The organism is Aneurinibacillus migulanus, assembly GCF_001274715.1.
GTDB lineage: Bacteria > Bacillota > Bacilli > Aneurinibacillales > Aneurinibacillaceae > Aneurinibacillus > Aneurinibacillus migulanus.
This window is the reverse complement of record NZ_LGUG01000004.1, coordinates 1,267,909-1,284,158: the sequence shown is the minus strand read 5'-3', so window position 1 is coordinate 1,284,158 and position 16,250 is coordinate 1,267,909. Positions and strand designations below refer to the sequence as shown.

General features: G+C 46.4%; 17 protein-coding genes. 3 read left to right on the top strand and 14 right to left on the bottom strand.

Going from position 1 to position 16,250, the window contains the following annotated elements; genetic code table 11:
- Window positions 1-609 precede the first annotated feature (609 nt).
- Window positions 610-789 carry a gamma-type small acid-soluble spore protein gene (locus AF333_RS08050; protein WP_043065636.1) on the bottom strand — a complete coding sequence of 60 codons (180 nt, stop codon included), beginning with the start codon at window positions 787-789 and terminating at the stop codon, window positions 610-612.
- Window positions 790-842: 53 nt separating this feature from the next.
- On the bottom strand, window positions 843-1,094 hold the full coding sequence (locus tag AF333_RS08045; protein WP_043065635.1) for a GIY-YIG nuclease family protein: 252 nt from the start codon (window positions 1,092-1,094) through the stop codon (window positions 843-845).
- Between the two features lie 87 nt (window positions 1,095-1,181).
- Here AF333_RS08045 and AF333_RS08040 point away from each other — a divergent pair, with 87 nt between their 5' ends.
- Window positions 1,182-2,570, top strand: a complete 1,389-nt coding sequence (locus AF333_RS08040; protein WP_043065634.1) for a TldD/PmbA family protein — start codon at window positions 1,182-1,184, stop codon at window positions 2,568-2,570.
- Entirely contained in the window at window positions 2,567-3,868 is a 1,302-nt protein-coding gene (locus tag AF333_RS08035) for a TldD/PmbA family protein (protein WP_043065633.1), read from the top strand. The genes AF333_RS08040 and AF333_RS08035 overlap by 4 nt, the downstream gene beginning before the upstream one ends.
- Window positions 3,869-3,903: 35 nt before the next feature.
- Here AF333_RS08035 and AF333_RS08030 read toward each other — a convergent pair whose 3' ends face one another.
- From AF333_RS08030 to AF333_RS08005, 6 genes are all read right to left on the bottom strand, one after another.
- Entirely contained in the window at window positions 3,904-4,611 is a 708-nt protein-coding gene (locus AF333_RS08030) for a hypothetical protein (RefSeq protein WP_043065632.1), read from the bottom strand.
- Between the two features lie 14 nt (window positions 4,612-4,625).
- Window positions 4,626-4,844 (bottom strand): hypothetical protein, encoded by a 219-nt coding sequence (locus tag AF333_RS08025; protein ID WP_043065631.1) that lies wholly within the window; start codon window positions 4,842-4,844, stop codon window positions 4,626-4,628.
- A gap of 1 nt (window position 4,845) precedes the next feature.
- Entirely contained in the window at window positions 4,846-5,637 is a 792-nt protein-coding gene (locus tag AF333_RS08020; protein WP_043065630.1) for a basic amino acid ABC transporter substrate-binding protein, read from the bottom strand.
- A 94-nt stretch (window positions 5,638-5,731) separates the two neighbouring features.
- Complete coding sequence (locus AF333_RS08015; RefSeq protein ID WP_043065629.1) at window positions 5,732-6,976, bottom strand: CapA family protein; 1,245 nt, start codon at window positions 6,974-6,976, stop codon at window positions 5,732-5,734.
- A 151-nt stretch (window positions 6,977-7,127) separates the two neighbouring features.
- Window positions 7,128-8,027 (bottom strand): acyl-ACP desaturase, encoded by a 900-nt coding sequence (locus AF333_RS08010; protein ID WP_043065628.1) that lies wholly within the window; start codon window positions 8,025-8,027, stop codon window positions 7,128-7,130.
- Window positions 8,028-8,198: 171 nt separating this feature from the next.
- Window positions 8,199-8,702, bottom strand: coding sequence for a C4-type zinc ribbon domain-containing protein (locus AF333_RS08005; protein ID WP_043065627.1), 504 nt, complete (start codon window positions 8,700-8,702; stop codon window positions 8,199-8,201).
- A gap of 70 nt (window positions 8,703-8,772) precedes the next feature.
- On the opposite strand from AF333_RS08005, the gene AF333_RS36720 reads away from it, so the two are divergent.
- Window positions 8,773-8,898, top strand: a complete 126-nt coding sequence (locus tag AF333_RS36720) for a hypothetical protein (RefSeq protein WP_255322193.1) — start codon at window positions 8,773-8,775, stop codon at window positions 8,896-8,898.
- A gap of 8 nt (window positions 8,899-8,906) precedes the next feature.
- On the opposite strand, the gene AF333_RS08000 is transcribed toward AF333_RS36720, so the two are convergent.
- From AF333_RS08000 to rpoD, 6 genes are all read right to left on the bottom strand, one after another.
- Entirely contained in the window at window positions 8,907-10,022 is a 1,116-nt protein-coding gene (locus AF333_RS08000; RefSeq protein ID WP_043065626.1) for a Nif3-like dinuclear metal center hexameric protein, read from the bottom strand.
- Window positions 9,998-10,726, bottom strand: coding sequence for a tRNA (adenine(22)-N(1))-methyltransferase (locus AF333_RS07995; protein ID WP_043065625.1), 729 nt, complete (start codon window positions 10,724-10,726; stop codon window positions 9,998-10,000). The genes AF333_RS08000 and AF333_RS07995 overlap by 25 nt, the downstream gene beginning before the upstream one ends.
- Window positions 10,727-10,997: 271 nt before the next feature.
- A complete protein-coding gene (locus tag AF333_RS07990) occupies window positions 10,998-12,644 on the bottom strand; it encodes an AMP-binding protein (RefSeq protein WP_043065624.1) in 1,647 nt (548 codons plus the stop codon).
- A gap of 98 nt (window positions 12,645-12,742) precedes the next feature.
- Window positions 12,743-13,885, bottom strand: a complete 1,143-nt coding sequence (locus AF333_RS07985; RefSeq protein ID WP_043065623.1) for an acyl-CoA dehydrogenase — start codon at window positions 13,883-13,885, stop codon at window positions 12,743-12,745.
- Window positions 13,886-14,161: 276 nt separating this feature from the next.
- Window positions 14,162-15,022 (bottom strand): hypothetical protein, encoded by an 861-nt coding sequence (locus AF333_RS07980; RefSeq protein ID WP_043065622.1) that lies wholly within the window; start codon window positions 15,020-15,022, stop codon window positions 14,162-14,164.
- 96 nt (window positions 15,023-15,118) lie between these two features.
- The gene (rpoD, locus tag AF333_RS07975) at window positions 15,119-16,249 is read right to left on the bottom strand and encodes an RNA polymerase sigma factor RpoD (RefSeq protein WP_043065621.1); all 1,131 of its coding nucleotides are present in this window, start codon (window positions 16,247-16,249) and stop codon (window positions 15,119-15,121) included.
- Window position 16,250 lies beyond the last annotated feature (1 nt).

The window sequence follows — 16,250 nt, the reverse complement described above, 5'->3', positions numbered from 1 at the left end:
CCTGGCCTGGTATGCCTCTCACTGCCCTATGGATTCAGGCAGGAGTACTATCCCATTACGGATAGTGGGTTTCCCCATTCGGATATCTCCGGATCAAAGCTCGCTTACAGCTCCCCGTTTCGTCGTTNTTAACCATCAAAGGGTTATCACCTTATTAGAGAATGTTCAAAAAATCCGGGAAACAGCGCTTTGAATTTCTGCGTTGCATTGTCCCTCCGCTGCTCACGTAGTCTTACCTACGCTCCGCTGTTCGGGTCTGCCGCGCCTTGAACTTCACGGCTCTGTTTGTCCTCGTTTTTGAACACGCTTTATTACAATTTGGATTTTCCTAATTGCGCATTGTTCTTCTGTATCCAGTTTTCAAAGTGCAATGTGTATCTTTTATCGTTTGTCGCTTAATTTAGCGGCGACATATACAAATATATCACTTCCTCAAAAAATACGCAAGAACTTTTCTAAAGAAAATCTGACCAGCTTTTCCTTTTTTCTTTTCGTATGCACACATGCTTTGTTTAAGCAAGGAAACAGTCATATTTCGATACGTACACAATGACCACATATAAGAAGAAGCTCCGACTATTGTCGGAGCCTGGGATGATGCTTCTTTCACTACTTGTTCTGTTGTTGCTGTTGTGCAGCTTTCGCTTTAGACTGTTGATTAGCCTGGCGAACAGCCTGAACATTTGTCTCGCTACCAAACTCAGTGTCAGCTCCGAATTGGGAAGCTGAAGCTTGGTTTTGCTGACGCACTTTGTTAATGTCAGTGCCTGCTTTAGAACGTTTAGCCATGAATCTCACCCCCAGTCATTAAGGTGCTCTGCTTACGGATTTTTACGCAATCCTCATTCTTCCATCCGTCCGCTGACTAAACGTTCTTTTTGCTGCTTGGAGTAACGCTTAATGGCGTATTCTCGTTTTAAAGCGGCGCTTCTGTCTGCTGCTTCCTCTATATACACAACTTCCACAGGGGTTCGTCCGCGCGTATAGCGCGCCCCTTTTCCTGCATTGTGTTTTTTTACCCGTTCCTCTATATTCGGCGTGCATCCGGTATATAAAGAATTGTCGGCACAGCGTAATATGTAAACAAAATACATAATTCTGATAAATCCTTTCTGAATTTATGTATCCTAACTTATATTATAATCGTATAAAATGGAAAAAAAGGAAAGGAGAGATGCACAATGCTTCATCCGGCAACAATTGAACGAGTGATGCTTGCCGCTCTGTCTTACGGTGGAGATTTTGCCGAAGTGTTTGTTGAGAACAAAGTCGAGCAAAATATTTCTATGGTCAAAGGCGAAGTGGAAAAAGCACGCTCCGGACAGGATTTCGGCATCGGTATACGCATTTTTCATGGAAACGATTACCTCTATACGTATACCAGCAATGAAGACGAAGAACACCTCATCGAAACCGCCCGCCTTCTCTCCCAGGCAGCCAAAAAAAGCGAGCATAAAAATAAAACGATTACGTTCCAGAAACGTTTTTTCGTGCCTCGCCACCTCGCGCAAATCGATCCACGTGTCGTCTCAATCCATCAAAAACGGGATGTACTGGCCGAGCTAAATCATCATGCCATGGCATACCATACCGCCATCTCGCAGGTACGGACCCGCTACTTTGATGAAACACAGAAAGTGCTCATCGCTAATTCAGAAGGTGTATGGGCGGAAGATACACGCGTGCGCACCCGCATCTTCGTAGAAGCTATTGCTACCGAAGATGGACAAAAGCAGCGGGGATATGTCGCTCCTGGCGCACAGAAAGGGTTCGAATTCTACAATGAGCTCGATCTACGCGCACTGGCCGAGTCAGCGGCAGATACAGCGGTCCGCATGCTGGAGGCTAAGCCATGCCCAGGCGGCAAAATGCCGGTCGTTATCGATAACGGATTCGGCGGCGTCATCTTCCATGAAGCTTGCGGGCATGGGATGGAGGCTACAGCAGTTGCCAAAGGCAAAGGACCTTACGCTGGCAAATTGGGGCAACAAGTCGTCAGTAACAAAGTCTCCGCAGTGGATGACGGTACGATTAACAATGAATGGGGCTCACTTCATATCGATGACGAGGGCACTCCGGCCAAGCGCAACGTGCTAATTGAAAAAGGCATACTTAAAGGATATCTTGTCGATAAGTTGAATGGACGGCGCATGGGGATGGAATCTACCGGTTCATCGCGGCGCCAGTCATATCGTTTCGCCCCTACATCCCGCATGACCAATACGTATATTCTAGGTGGCACCGACAAGCTTGAAGACATGATTGCCACTACCGAGTACGGACTGTACGCCAAAACAATGGGCGGCGGCAGCGTGAATACGACGACTGGAGATTTTAATTTCGCCGTATTAGAAGGATATATGATCGAGAATGGCAAGCTTACGTATCCGGTCAAAGGGGCCACCTTAATCGGGAATGGGCGACAGACAATGTACGATGTCGACATGGTGGGCAATAACTTCTTGCCGGGACAGGGAATGTGCGGTTCGATCAGCGGGTCCATCCCAGTTAACGTCGGCCAACCTGCGCTGCGTGTATCACAATTGACGGTTGGGGGGAGCGGCCAATGATTCAACAACTATTCGAACTTGCCGAAAAAAAACGAATCGCTGAACTTGAGGTACTGACCAGTCAATCCATAAACTTCAGTGTCCAAGCGTATGAAGGAAAAATCGAATCATACAAAAAAACCGATACAGCCGGGCTCGGCGTTCGCGGCACATACCAGTCTGGTACCGGCTACGCTTATACAGAACGACTCCGCCCTCACGAATTCGAGACCTTACTGGACATGGTGAAGGATAACGCTTCTTTAATGAAAGAGAAAGAACCCATGCTTCAGGAGAAACAGAAAGGAAGCTGGCATGACAGTCAGCCTGACCTTACAGAAGAAGATAAGATTACGCTTGCACTTGAGTTGGAAGCACAAGCAAGGGCCGCCGAAGAAGTGTCGGACGTCAGCTACGCAATGATAAGTTCAGGAGAAAGTACGCGCCAAATCGCCAATACACACGGATTAGATAAAACGTATCGTTCCAACTATAGTATGGCGTACCTGTCTGTCATCGTAAAACGTGGTGAAGAAGTGGAGACAGACAGCGCATACTATATGGGAGATTTAAGTAAGCTAGACCGCGCCAAGCTAATTGATGAGGCTGTAGGCAAAGCCCGTCGCAAACTGGGCGGCAAACCGATACCTGTCGGCCGATATCAAGCCGTGTTGGATCGCCGTGTTGTCTGCTCGTTGCTCGGCGTCTATAGCGGGGTATTCTCAGCACGAAATGTTCTGCAAGGTACGTCTCGCCTCGAAGGCCAACTCGGTGAGAAACTATTCGGCTCACTCGACTTGCTGGACGATCCATATTCCGGGCACGAGCGCGTTTTATTCGACGATGAAGGCATGGATACATCTGCGCGCTATTTAGTGCGGGATGGGATTGTAGAGAGTTATCTTCACAGTCTTCAGACCGCAGCGGAAATGAAACAGACGCCTACCGGCCACGGCATTCGCAGCTACAAGGGAACAGTGCAAATCGCCCCCCATCGTCTGCAAATACCGAATGGCACAACCGGGCTAAATGACCTGTTCTCCGAAATGACGAACGGGATTTATATCACGGATGTACAGGGACTTCATTCCGGTACAAATACGGTCTCCGGTGACTTCTCGCTTGCGGCGCAGGGCTTTCGCATCGAGAACGGACAAATCACCTCACCAGTGAAAGAAATCACTATCGCGCATAACTTTTTTGATATGTTTGCACAACCGATTAAGCAAGCAGACGATTTCGATTTCTCAATGCCTGGCGGACATAGTCAATACGGCGCACCCTCTATCCTATTCGAGATGATAGCAGTATCAAGCTGACACTGTAACAAAACAAACCCTCCTGATCTCTAGCATCAGGAGGGTTTGTTTGCCGGATCCCCGGTTGAACCATCCTGTGTTGTCGCTGGATGCTCAACTGGAGCCGGGTCTGTCTTGGTATTTTTTAGCTTCCATCCTAGCTCCGTCTTCTCTACGGTAATCGTCATAAGATAGTCCTGGCTGGTCTGAGGCTGATTGGGACTAGAACGTGTAATAAGCGCCTCTACGACCGCTTGCTTATCATCTTTTTGCTTTAACGTAACCTGCTTTACTTTATCGGTTGGAAAAATAGTCGGTTCTTTAGCTGCCCATGTGTCCTGAAGACGGCGCGTCTCTATGTCAATGTATTCCTGTGTCGCATGCGGCGCCAGGGCACGCTGGAACTGAGTCAGCGCTGCCTTCCTAAACTTATCTCCATTCGCTCCGTTTATCAGCGGCATGCTGGCTTCATATGCGCTACGAAGTGCCGCACGGGACTCCTGTTCCATTAAGTAAGCCAATTGTGGCAGCGTTTGCTCGTCCACTTCCGCGCTTTTCAGGCGCTCGATTTGCTGCTCCAGCTTTGCCTTCTCGTCAGTCACCTGCTTGGTCTGTTGGCGACTATCACTCAATTGTTTTTTTACGTTATCGAGCTCAATTTTCAACGCCTGGTTCTCACGTTCAATTACTTTCGTATTACATCCGGTTAATACACTTAACGACGCGAATAGAGCAATCGCGCCCAATTTTACTTTTCTTCTCATCTACGTCAAACTCCTTATTCCCGAACCATGCCTGTACGCCACCTGCCCATCACCGTACTCACGGCTTTTCGGGGTTGAATCTGCTCCGCTTTATGTAAAAATGCGTAGTCGGGCGACATCCGGAAAATACCCGTAGCTTTGGCCCGCATGTCTGTAACATTCTCTATTGTAACAGGAATGCAGAAGATTTGGGAATAAAAAAAGAGAATCGGCAGATTCTCTTTTTCTTCCATCTTACTTCTCAGAGAAATACTTCTTATAGATTTCATCGTACGTGCCGTTTTCTTTAATCTTTTTCAACGCACCATTCACCTGTTTTACCATCTCATCATTCCCTTTTTGCATAAGGATGCCGTATGATTCCTTTGGTATGGTTGGGTCATCGAACGTAACAAAGCCCGGTTTAGATACTTTGGCCATCTGCTCCATCATCGGTACGTTGTCACCGATAACCACATCGACCCGCTTGTTATACAACTCGTCCATGGCAGATGGTAGATCTTCAAACTGGAAGATATCCTTGTTTCCTTTGCCCAGAACATCTTCCGCCAGAAGCGCACCGGTCGTAGATAGCTGTACGGCTACTTTCTTGCCTTTAATATCCTGTAGCGTCTTTATCGGAGAACCTTCAGGCACCATAATCAACTGCTTTGCATCAAAATACGGATCAGAGAATGCATATGACTGCTGTCGCTTCTTATTAATGGTAATCGCCGCGATAGCCACCTGAGCTTTACCGTTCTTCACCTGTTCTAGCGCGCCATCGAATCCTGTATCCTGTACTTCGACCTGCCAGCCGAGTTCTTTTCCAATTGCATTAATAATATCAATATCAAAGCCTTCCGGTTTCCCCTGGGCATTCATGTATTCAAACGGACGGAATTGTGCATGCGTTACCGCTACAATTTTTTTGTCGGCGTTTGCATTGCCCTTTGTTGTAGTCTCTGCTTTGTTTCCACAAGCGACGGCCATAAGCCCCATCACAATAATAAGAAACAATATCCCTGCCTTTTTCCACGTTGTCATCTTATGCTTCCCCTTTTAGTATAATTATTAATTTATGTTGATAATTATACACATCACTCAGGAGGAAGACAACAAAATATTTTGTCTATCATTTTTATTTTTTCTGACTTTCCCGTGGAAGTACGCTTCTTTCACTATTTTGAACAATTGCGATTTCTTTGATATTTTTCCCATCAAACAGTACATCTAACTGTGACGGACCAAGATTATAAAAAATGTATTTTCCATTATATAGTTCGTATGGCTGCCTGATAGAACTACGATGTCCCACAACCATATCCACTCCTGCATCAAGCAAATTATATGCTAGATCTTTCTGGTACTGTTCGGGAGATGTCTGACCTTCTTTCCCCCAATACATGGTCAAAATCAATACGTCAACCTGTTGCTTGGCCCGTCGGATATCGTCAAAAATATGCTTCCCGTACGCATCGGCTACTCCGACTTGCTTGCCTTCCGCTTTCCATTCGACCGCCGGCACGACACGGGTGTAGGACATCAATCCGTATTTCACTCCATTTTTTTCGAAGATTTGTGGGCGAAATACCTGTTCAGCCGAGCCGTAGCCAAGCACTCTTACATGATGCTTGTTAAGTAGCTCAATTTCTTTGGCAATACCTATCCGGCTTTGTCCTTTCAAGATATCAACATTAGCTACATCAAGACCTGTTGGTGCTTTCTCTGATACTTTTTTAATCCACTCAGGCACTCCCTGTCCCACTTGAAACTGCGACACAGGAAACAGTTGAAAATCCGCCTGCGTAAGCGAAGTTATCCCGCCGGTATGATATGGACGGTCCCCATACACTGCTAAGCGAAAGCCACCCTGTTTTGCTGCCTCCTTCTTTTGTTCCGAAGCAGCAGTCTGCTTTGGAACCGGCGGTTTGTCTGCTTGCGCTCCTGTAAGAAGTTCGCTGACTTTCTGCTCTCCCCCCTCTGGCTGCTTTTTCATTATCTCTTCAATAGATGCATTTCCGTCCGCCGGCTGTGTGGTGTTTTCACCCTGCAGCGTCGCATACCCTTTATAACCACCATAGCTAAGCGCCGCCAGTAAGGCTATCCAGATAACGGCACGCAACGCCTTCTGCGATCGGCCTGCTGGACGTGCTAAATCGTTATAGGCAAGAATCGCATTAGCATCCATCTGATAAAAAGCGAGCAACATTTCTACTTCTTCTACCGTAATCGGGCTGACTCCCTGTTCGATACGCTTCATCCGCTGTTGGGAAATTCCCGTTTTTTCTTCGATTTCCTTGAGAGTAACCTTGCTGTCCAGCCGGTACTCCCGTAACTTCTTAGTTAACCCGTAGAATTCCAGGTTCATCGTTTTCTCTCCCATCTCTGGCCTCTTCTCCCCTATTTTCACACAATCGGCCAGCCTCTGCCATATAGAAGTCTGGAAGTGAGCAAGAAAAACGCGCGAGCATTACCGCTCGGTCTTTCTCCACATAAAAAATAGCCCGGATACATTCCGGGCGTAGCATTCATCATTAGGGGCGTGCTTTGGCGGCGCGCAGACGGGCACATACTCTTTTTAAACGGTCATAGTGCTTCAGCACGCGCTGTCTGGCCGCTTCGGCTTCCGGCATGCTCGGACGTATATGTTGGATATGCCAGTAATCTACGAGCACGTCAAACACTTGATCGAAATATTCAATCGGGCCGTACGACGCTTCACGAGCAATTACGCTCATACGTTCATCGTAATCCGGTATGACGGCACCCGGCATTGTAAATTTAATCATAACGTCAGCGATATGGTATATATAATTCTCATCCACTTCCAGGTGCGCTTTCACCGCATCCCGATAAAAAGCATAATGCAGAACTTCATCTTTGGAAAGACGACGCAAAAGGGTTGCCAAATCAGGATCTTTCTCCCTTGCGACGCGGGCTACATTGTTATAGAACACCATTGTCGCCAGTTCCTGCAGCGTAGTATATGCCAGCGTTTCCAAAGGTGTAGTGAAATTACCCACCCAGCCATGCTCTACAGTTTCCTTACGCAGTTCGTGCAAACGATGTGGATCAACGTTACGCGTCAGCAACAGATAAGTTTCAAGCAGACTTGAATGCTGATCTTCTTCCGCGGTCCATGTATGGATAAAATCATGCATTACAGAGAATGAACCTCTGAATGTATCATTTAAATAGCTGGTAAACCATGGCAAGTTCACTTCCGTCAACAATGCCGTTTCTACGGCAATACGGAGGCTGTCCGGCAAATTACCTTGATCAGGCGCATACGGAACGCGACGGAAATCTTGTCCTTTATCCCATGGCAAAAATTCGTGGTAGCTCCAGTCGATTTTACGTGACCGCTCCAAATGGATTTCGTATAGTTCCTTAAACTTCTTCTCCAAACGATGATCTAAATGGCTTGATAACAAAGTAAATCCTCTTTTCCCCTCGCGGTTGTTCTTTTACATTGTTTCCATTATGCCAGTAAAATAAGCATTATGAGTATTATACCATGCCCCAAAAAGATGTCAGCCTTTTTGTACATTTTTTTGTTTTTCGTATTATTTTACTAATTGCGAGAAGATTATTCAACCGGGAGTTTACACAAGAATACGACCGCATTCGTCGCACGTAACGAGCGTTTTTCCTTTGTGCCATTCTTCCATTTTCACTACCGATAGCGGGAGAAAACATCCCATGCAGGACCTACGCTTCACTTCCACGACCGGATTCGGAATATTCTCCCCGATTCTGTAGTACAGCTCCAACGCTTCCCTGCTAAGGACTGCTTCCCGCTCAGCAGCTTTTACATCCCATTCATGTTTGCTTTCACGTAAGGCGAATTCTTTCTCGAATCTTTCTTCCATGAAACGCTCTGTATCTTTATCAACAAGCCATAATTCCTGCTGTGCCAGCTTGAGGGCAATTTGATTATCGATATCGGTCTCCGCTGGTGTGCCGATTTGCTTGACTTTCAATTCTGCTTCCTTCCGCCTTACGGCAAGCTCCTCCTCGCGTGCCCTCCATTCATCCAGCTCTCTTTGTGCTGCCGCTCCCTTCTCCTTGGCCTGATGCCATTCCAATAGATTTCTCGCTTCCGTCATCTTCATCTCTCTCCTGCTCACCTGTCTTTTTTTCTATAAGAGATTGTTCAAAAGGAGGACAGACAGAGCGGTGAAGTTCAAGACGCGGCAGACCCGAGCAGCGGAGCGTAGGGGAAGACTACGTGAGCAGCGGAGGGGCAACGCAACGAAGAAATTCGCCGTTCTGTTTCCTGGACTTTTTGATCATCCTCTATAAAGTAAAACTTATAAGAACGTAAACGGATCTGTATTCACTTTGGATACAATGATTTTCGTATCCAGCTTATCTTGTTCGATCCGTTTATCAAGCACATTCTTGACACCTTGTTTCATGATTTTTTCAATATTATGGCCGGGGTCGATAATCGACAGTCCACCTGCCATTGCATCGTGAGCCGTATGATAATAAATATCTCCTGTTACTAGAACATCGGCTCCCCGGAACATCGCCTTGGAAACAAAACTGTTTCCGTCTCCGCCGAGCACAGCCACTTTCTGGACCATTGTATCAAGATTGCCAACGGCCCGTAAGCCAGTAACATCAAATGCTGCTTTTACATGTTCGGCAAACTCACGCAGTGTAACAGACTCCTTCAACTTACCGATACGTCCGATACCCAGAGTGGCACCCGCCTGTTCTACCGGATAAATATCGTACGCTACCTCCTCATACGGATGGGCTTTTATTATTGCTTTGACCACGCGTGCCTGAATGTCTTCCGGCATAATGGTTTCTATCCGTACCTCTTCTACTTCCTCCAATTTACCCTGTTCGCCGATATACGGATCGGTTCCCTCACCTGGCATGAATGTTCCCGTTCCACGAACCCCGAACGTACAATGGCTGTACTGGCCAATCGAGCCCGCACCAGCCTGTGACATGGCATCACGTACCGCATCCGCATGTGAAAGTGGAACGTAAACAACAATCTTCTTCAACTTTTGCTCATGCCATTTCTCCAGGATATCAACATCAGTAAGCCCCAGTGCTTCCGCCATCAGATCATTAATTCCACCTTCAGCGACATCAAGGTTCGTATGGGCTACATATACGGCGATATCATGCTTAATGAGTTTTTCGTACAGGCGGCCAGCCGGAAGATCGGTGCGTAGACTTTTCAATGGTCGGAAAATAACAGCATGATGTGCGATAATTAAATCCACGCCTTCTGCAATAGCTTCATCGACGACGTCTTCGAGCACATCAAGCGCAATCATTACTTTCTTAACTTCTTTCTGTAAGGTACCGACCTGCAGCCCGATTTTATCTCCTTCCATCGCCAAATGCTTAGGGGCGAACTCTTCAAAATACTGAATTATTCTTTGTCCGTTTGCATACATGCTATCATCTCCTCCATCCAGGCCAATTTTTTACTTACTTCCTGTTTCTTTCCTTCAGCTTCTGGTTTTTTCGCTCGTTGAAGCTGAATTTGTACAGAACGGAGCTTATCAAGCTCCTGTTCCCATTTCTTACGCAGTACGGGAGAGTTTTCCTGCCATAAGTATGGACCGACCTCTAGCAAGTCTTCTCGTTCACGCTCCTGATTTTCATACGGAAGAGTCGGATTTCCAGGGATCGCTTCCAGAATTTCATAGATAACTCCATCTTCCTCAAGAATTCTTTCCCTGCTCAGTTGCCAGCCGTGTTCAAGCAGCCAGCGTCGAACAAGCGGCGATGCTACATTAGGCGCAAGCAAAAGCTGTGTTACACCTGCAAGCTTCTCAATGCCTTTATCAAGAATAGAAACAATAAGACTGCCTCCCATGCCAGCTATGCACACAGTATCTACTTCACCTGGATGAATAACATCCAGTCCATCACCCAACCGAACATCGATACGCTCGCTGAGTCCAACTGAACGTACCTGGCGTGCAGCTGATTGCCATGGTCCGCGGTTAACTTCACCTGCAATGCAAGCAGATGCAATGCCTTTCTGAATAAGATATGTAGGAAGGTAGGCATGATCAGAACCGATATCCGCTACGCGGTGTCCTTGTTCCACCATGTCTCCAATTGTTCGTAATCGCTGTGAAATTTCAATCATCTGCTCATTTCGCTCCTTATCTACTCCATCCCTACTAGATTACCATTTCCACGGAAAGTTTAACAACATAACGGCAGTTCTATATACCAGGGGAAGAAAGTAGATATCGCTTTCTTATCCAGCAAAATAGAGAGACTGCCGCGCACCTGGCAATCTCTCTATCCGTTAGTAGTTATTTTATCCCACCTTAACGGGCAATAATCCCCTCACCTCAAGACTTGGACAAATCGAGAACGTTCAGGTGGGGATGAAGCTCCTACTGAATGAAGTTTCACTTTATCCCAAGGCCGAGTTCTTTGATCGCATTTTCTCGCAAGCGGAATTTCTGAATTTTACCTGATGCAGTCATCGGATACTCATCAACGATTTGTATATAATGTGGAATCTTGTAACGCGCAATTTTGCCATCGCAGAATTCTTTAATTTCCTCAACCGTCAATTCCTCTTGTTCTCTGACTTTGATGCAGGCGAGAATTTGTTCCCCGTATATCTCATCTGGAACACCCACCACCTGGACGTCGAGAACTTTCGGATGCTGATAGAGAAATTCCTCGATTTCACGCGGATATACATTCTCCCCGCCACGAATAATCATATCTTTTAGACGGCCGGTAATCTTGTAATATCCGTCTTCATCAACAGTCGCTAAATCACCGGTATGCAGCCATCCTTCATTGTCGATAGCTTTCGCTGTCTGTTCCGGCATGTTGTAATATCCCTTCATTACATGAACACCACGCGTGCATAGCTCTCCCTGCTCACCCTGTAGCATTTCATCACCGGTGGCCGGATCGATAATCTTAGCCTCCACGTGCGGTAATACGCGCCCGACTGTCGACACGCGCTGCTCAATCGTATCGTTAGGTCGTGTCTGTGTAATAACCGGTGCCGATTCTGTCTGACCGTATGCGATCGTAATCTCACTTGCGCCCATGACCTCCACAACTTTCTTCATGACTTCCTTTGGACATGGGGAACCTGCCATAATACCGGTACGCAACGAGCTTACATCGAATGTGTTGAATTCGGGATGATTCAATTCGGCGATAAACATCGTCGGCACGCCATACAGTGCCGTGCATTTCTCATCTTGCACAGCCTGTAACACTTTCAACGGATCGAATGAAATAATCGGTACCATCGTCGCACCAGTTGCCACGCTTGCCAGCGTCCCCATAACGCAACCAAAACAATGAAAGAACGGAACAGGAATACAAATGCGATCCTGTTCTGTTATGTTCTGGCAAGCAGCTACATTTATCGCATTGTTGACGATATTTTTATGAGAAAGCATAACCCCTTTCGGGAACCCGGTCGTACCTGATGTATATTGCATATTGATGACATCATCCGCATCCAGGCTATTCTGTACATGCGCCAGATCTTTATCCGATACTTCTGCTGCACGTTCCAAAATGTCCTCCCATGCGAACATACCAGGCTTGCGCTCATCACCGATAAGAATTACATTCTTCAAGCAAGGAAGTCGCTTAGCCTTAAGCTGTCCGGGTTCGCATTCTTTCAATTCCGGACAAATCTCGTACAGCATATCGGTATAGCTTGTGCCACGGAACGAATCGATTAACAGAAATGTTGTCGAATCGGATTGTCGAAGCAGATACTCCAGTTCATGAACCCGATAGCTCGTATTTACGGTAACAAGCACGGCTCCTATCTTCGCTGATGCAAACTGGGTTGTGACCCATTCTGGCACATTCGTTGCCCAGATAGCAATATGCTCGCCCGGTTTAATACCAAGGGACATCAATCCTTTTGCTACCTGATTGCAAACTGCTTGAAATTCAGAAAACGTATAACGTAATCCCACTTCTGGATAGATAACCGCTTCTTTCTCTGGAAATTTGGCTGTTGTCTGATCCAACAACTCCCCTATTGTTATCGTTGCCGGTTCACTCACTCTGATTCCTCCTTCAGTTCAGATTATGTAGAAGAAATGAAACAAGAGAGCAAAGGGAATATCCCCTTGCCCCTTTATTCAGAATTTTACATCATTTTTCATTTACAGCCAATCTCACGAGAAATAACAATACGCAAAACTTCAGATGTTCCTTCCCCGATTTCAAGAAGCTTAGCGTCACGGAAGAAGCGCTCTACCTGGTACTCTTTCATATAACCGTTACCACCATGAATTTGTACCGCCTGATCGCAGACACGCATGCACATCTCCGAAGCAAATAGCTTCGCCATAGCCGCTTCTTTCGAGAATTTGCGTCCCTGATCCTTCAGCCATGCTGCCTTATGAACCATATTACGTGCCAGTTCAATATTCATCGCCATATCAGCCAGCTTAAACTGGATAGCCTGGAACTTGGATAATGTCTGACCGAACTGTGTCCGTTCATTCGCGTAAGCAAGCGCCTTTTCATAGGCGCCCTGTGCAATACCCACCGCCATGGCACCAATTCCAATACGGCCTCCGTCTAATGTGGCAAGGAATTGTTTGAAGCCGCTTCCTTCTAAACCAAGCATATTCTCATGTGGTACATGAACATCTTCCATGAAAAGCTGCGTCGTATTGGATGCATGTAGTCCCATCTTTTCGTAGTCAGACACAACGGAAAATCCCTTCGCATCTGTCGGTACAATAAAAGCGGTAATGCCGCTCGTGCCTTTACTCTTATCAGTTACAGCCGTCAGAGCGAGTGCTTTTGCATAGCTGGCGTTCGTTATATAGCACTTCGATCCGTTAATGACCCATTCATTGCCTTCTTTAACAGCCGTGGTACGCGTACCGCCCGCATCTGAACCTGCATTCGGCTCAGTCAGTCCAAATGCGCCGAAATACTCTCCTCGCGCCAGCGGAGTTAAATATGTCTGCTTCTGCTCATGTGTACCAAACATATTAATCGGTGCGCCGCCAAGCGATATGTGGGCGGAATACGTAATCCCTGTTGATGCACATACCCGGCTCAGTTCCTCTGTGACGATCGCAAAGCTAATCGTATCCGCGCCGCCTCCGCCATATTCTTCCGGAAAAGGAAGCCCCATTAAATCCAGCTTCGCCATCTTCTTAAATACTTCTAAAGGAAATTCTCCAGTTTTGTCGCGCTCATCTGCGCCTGGAGCCACCTCGCCCTCCGCAAAATCTCGAATGAGGTTTCTAATCATCTGTTGCTCTTCGGTGAACGTAAAATTCATGCTCTCCCAACCTTTCTTCAATTATGATTGAGCGCTAGCTCAGAATTTTTGGTCCAAATTAAAGCGGTTACATTTCTTACTGATCTAACTTTTCAGAATTGTATACTTTTATCTTATTCTACATTTTACTAAGATTTCCTTCCAACAATAAGAAAAACTCGTGGATACCTTCGCTCATTCTTTTTCCTTACGGAAGCCAAACAGTCGCTTTCTTCCCTTACAATGACATCTCCTTTCTTATCCAAAGAAAAAAACCGGTTTCTGTACGAAACCGGTTTAACGGAGAGGTTGCTGGACACTGAACCAGCCCCACCAAAAATTCTTGAGCGAGAGCAAAAGAAACGAAGCGATGAAGATTTTCAGATAGAGAAGATACAATAGCATATCCTTGTCTGCGGCAGGAATGAAAAAGCTCTCCAATTCTGCCCCAAACAGAGCAAGAATCCCACTGAAGAGCAGGATGGCCGATGTTTTTTCCTGCCGACGTTTCCATAATAAGCCCAGTACAATTAATATCATGGCAATTGGAATCCAGAACGCTTCCATCTGCCACCATGTAAACTGATCATACGATTTGTGGTAAGCAAACCAACCATATACTCCCTGTACTCCAAGAAGTGCACAAAAGGAAAGGTACCGCTTATCAGCAAGAATGCCCGTCAAATACCAGATTATGCAGGCAGCGCCGAGATAAAGCACTATGGTCGAATGCAGGTACTTGTATAATCCCAGTGCATATACCCCGCCAAGCGCCAACAACATCGAAGCCAGACCAAGAAATAAATGACTCGACAAACTGCTTTTTTCCTTCATAAATCCCATAATGTAAAATAAAAGGGTTAAAAATCCAATCAACGTCATTTGCATTGTCAAAGTAAAATCGGTAAAATGAAAAGCAAGATACAGCAATACGACCATGAGCAAGGCGACGCCAAGCCACTTTATCTCGAATCTCGGAACGGAGAATGCCGGAAGCGCTTCATTTCCGGCGCTTGCTTCATCTCGTGCATGCTTGCCAGCGGCCTCACCTTCCGTATACAGGTTTAACAGAAAATCGCAATATTGGCTCGGAAGAAGATTACTACGACGCCAATATTCAATCTCGGCCGTAATGATTTTCTTTCTCTGCTCTTTCATCGATATTACCTCCCGTGTGAGTCCATGCGGAGAAAAAGAAAAAGCCTACGCGGTACATGCGACGCAGGCTGTCTACAATCATCAATGGTGCAATACTTATTCTAAGAAGTCTTTCAATCGTTTGCTGCGACTTGGGTGACGAAGCTTACGCAACGCTTTTGCTTCAATTTGACGAATGCGCTCCCTTGTGACGCCGAAGACCTTGCCTACTTCTTCAAGTGTACGGGTTCTTCCGTCGTCGAGTCCGAAACGTAATCGAAGCACATTCTCTTCCCGCTCGGTTAATGTATCAAGCACATCTTCGAGCTGCTCTTTCAACAGCTCATAAGCGGCTGCATCAGACGGTGCAAGTGCATCCTGATCTTCGATGAAGTCGCCTAAATGTGAATCGTCTTCTTCACCTATTGGCGTCTCTAAGGATACCGGCTCTTGTGCGATTTTCATAATCTCCCGAACTTTTTCGGGCGTAAGATCCATCTTCTCTGCAATTTCTTCCGGCGAAGGTTCACGACCCAATTCCTGTAGCAACTGACGAGAGACACGAATAAGCTTGTTAATGGTCTCTACCATATGCACAGGAATACGAATGGTACGCGCTTGGTCGGCAATCGCACGGGTAATGGCTTGGCGAATCCACCATGTAGCATACGTACTGAACTTGTAACCTTTTTGGTAGTCGAATTTCTCAACGGCTTTAATCAGACCCATGTTCCCTTCCTGGATCAAATCGAGGAAGAGCATGCCTCTGCCAACGTAGCGCTTGGCAATGCTGACTACAAGCCGCAGGTTCGCTTCCGCAAGACGACGTTTTGCTTCTTCGTCCCCTTGCTCAATCCGCTTCGCAAGTTTAATTTCTTCTTCCGCGGACAGAAGCGGCACCCGGCCGATTTCTTTCAAGTACATACGAACAGGATCGTTAATCTTCACCCCTGGCGGAACGGACAAATCGTCAAAGCTAAAGTCTTCGGATTCTTCTCCGTCCTGTTGAGGCATTATTTCTTCATGATCGTCCCCGTCTTCTGATTCATTAATAACCTCAATTCCTTGATCGTTCAGATATTCGAAGAACTCGTCAATCTGATCCGAGTCTTGATCAAAGGTAGAGAGGCGTTCCATGATTTCTTTGTACGTAAGCACTCCGCGCTTTTTTCCTTGATCCACCAGCCGGTCCTTGACTTGATCAAGGGTTAATTCCATTTCAGGCTTGCTTTCTGTTTTTTTAGTCATG

Coding starts and splice junctions, on each gene's coding strand:
- AF333_RS08050 (WP_043065636.1), bottom strand. CDS start 789: ATGGCTAAACGTTCTAAAGCAGGCACTGACATTAACAAAGTGCGTCAG.
- AF333_RS08045 (WP_043065635.1), bottom strand. CDS start 1,094: ATGTATTTTGTTTACATATTACGCTGTGCCGACAATTCTTTATATACC.
- AF333_RS08040 (WP_043065634.1), top strand. CDS start 1,182: ATGCTTCATCCGGCAACAATTGAACGAGTGATGCTTGCCGCTCTGTCT.
- AF333_RS08035 (WP_043065633.1), top strand. CDS start 2,567: ATGATTCAACAACTATTCGAACTTGCCGAAAAAAAACGAATCGCTGAA.
- AF333_RS08030 (WP_043065632.1), bottom strand. CDS start 4,611: ATGAGAAGAAAAGTAAAATTGGGCGCGATTGCTCTATTCGCGTCGTTA.
- AF333_RS08025 (WP_043065631.1), bottom strand. CDS start 4,844: ATGGAAGAAAAAGAGAATCTGCCGATTCTCTTTTTTTATTCCCAAATC.
- AF333_RS08020 (WP_043065630.1), bottom strand. CDS start 5,637: ATGACAACGTGGAAAAAGGCAGGGATATTGTTTCTTATTATTGTGATG.
- AF333_RS08015 (WP_043065629.1), bottom strand. CDS start 6,976: ATGGGAGAGAAAACGATGAACCTGGAATTCTACGGGTTAACTAAGAAG.
- AF333_RS08005 (WP_043065627.1), bottom strand. CDS start 8,702: ATGACGGAAGCGAGAAATCTATTGGAATGGCATCAGGCCAAGGAGAAG.
- AF333_RS08000 (WP_043065626.1), bottom strand. CDS start 10,022: ATGTATGCAAACGGACAAAGAATAATTCAGTATTTTGAAGAGTTCGCC.
- AF333_RS07995 (WP_043065625.1), bottom strand. CDS start 10,726: ATGATTGAAATTTCACAGCGATTACGAACAATTGGAGACATGGTGGAA.
- AF333_RS07985 (WP_043065623.1), bottom strand. CDS start 13,885: ATGAATTTTACGTTCACCGAAGAGCAACAGATGATTAGAAACCTCATT.
- AF333_RS07980 (WP_043065622.1), bottom strand. CDS start 15,022: ATGAAAGAGCAGAGAAAGAAAATCATTACGGCCGAGATTGAATATTGG.
- rpoD (WP_043065621.1), bottom strand. CDS start 16,249: ATGACTAAAAAAACAGAAAGCAAGCCTGAAATGGAATTAACCCTTGAT.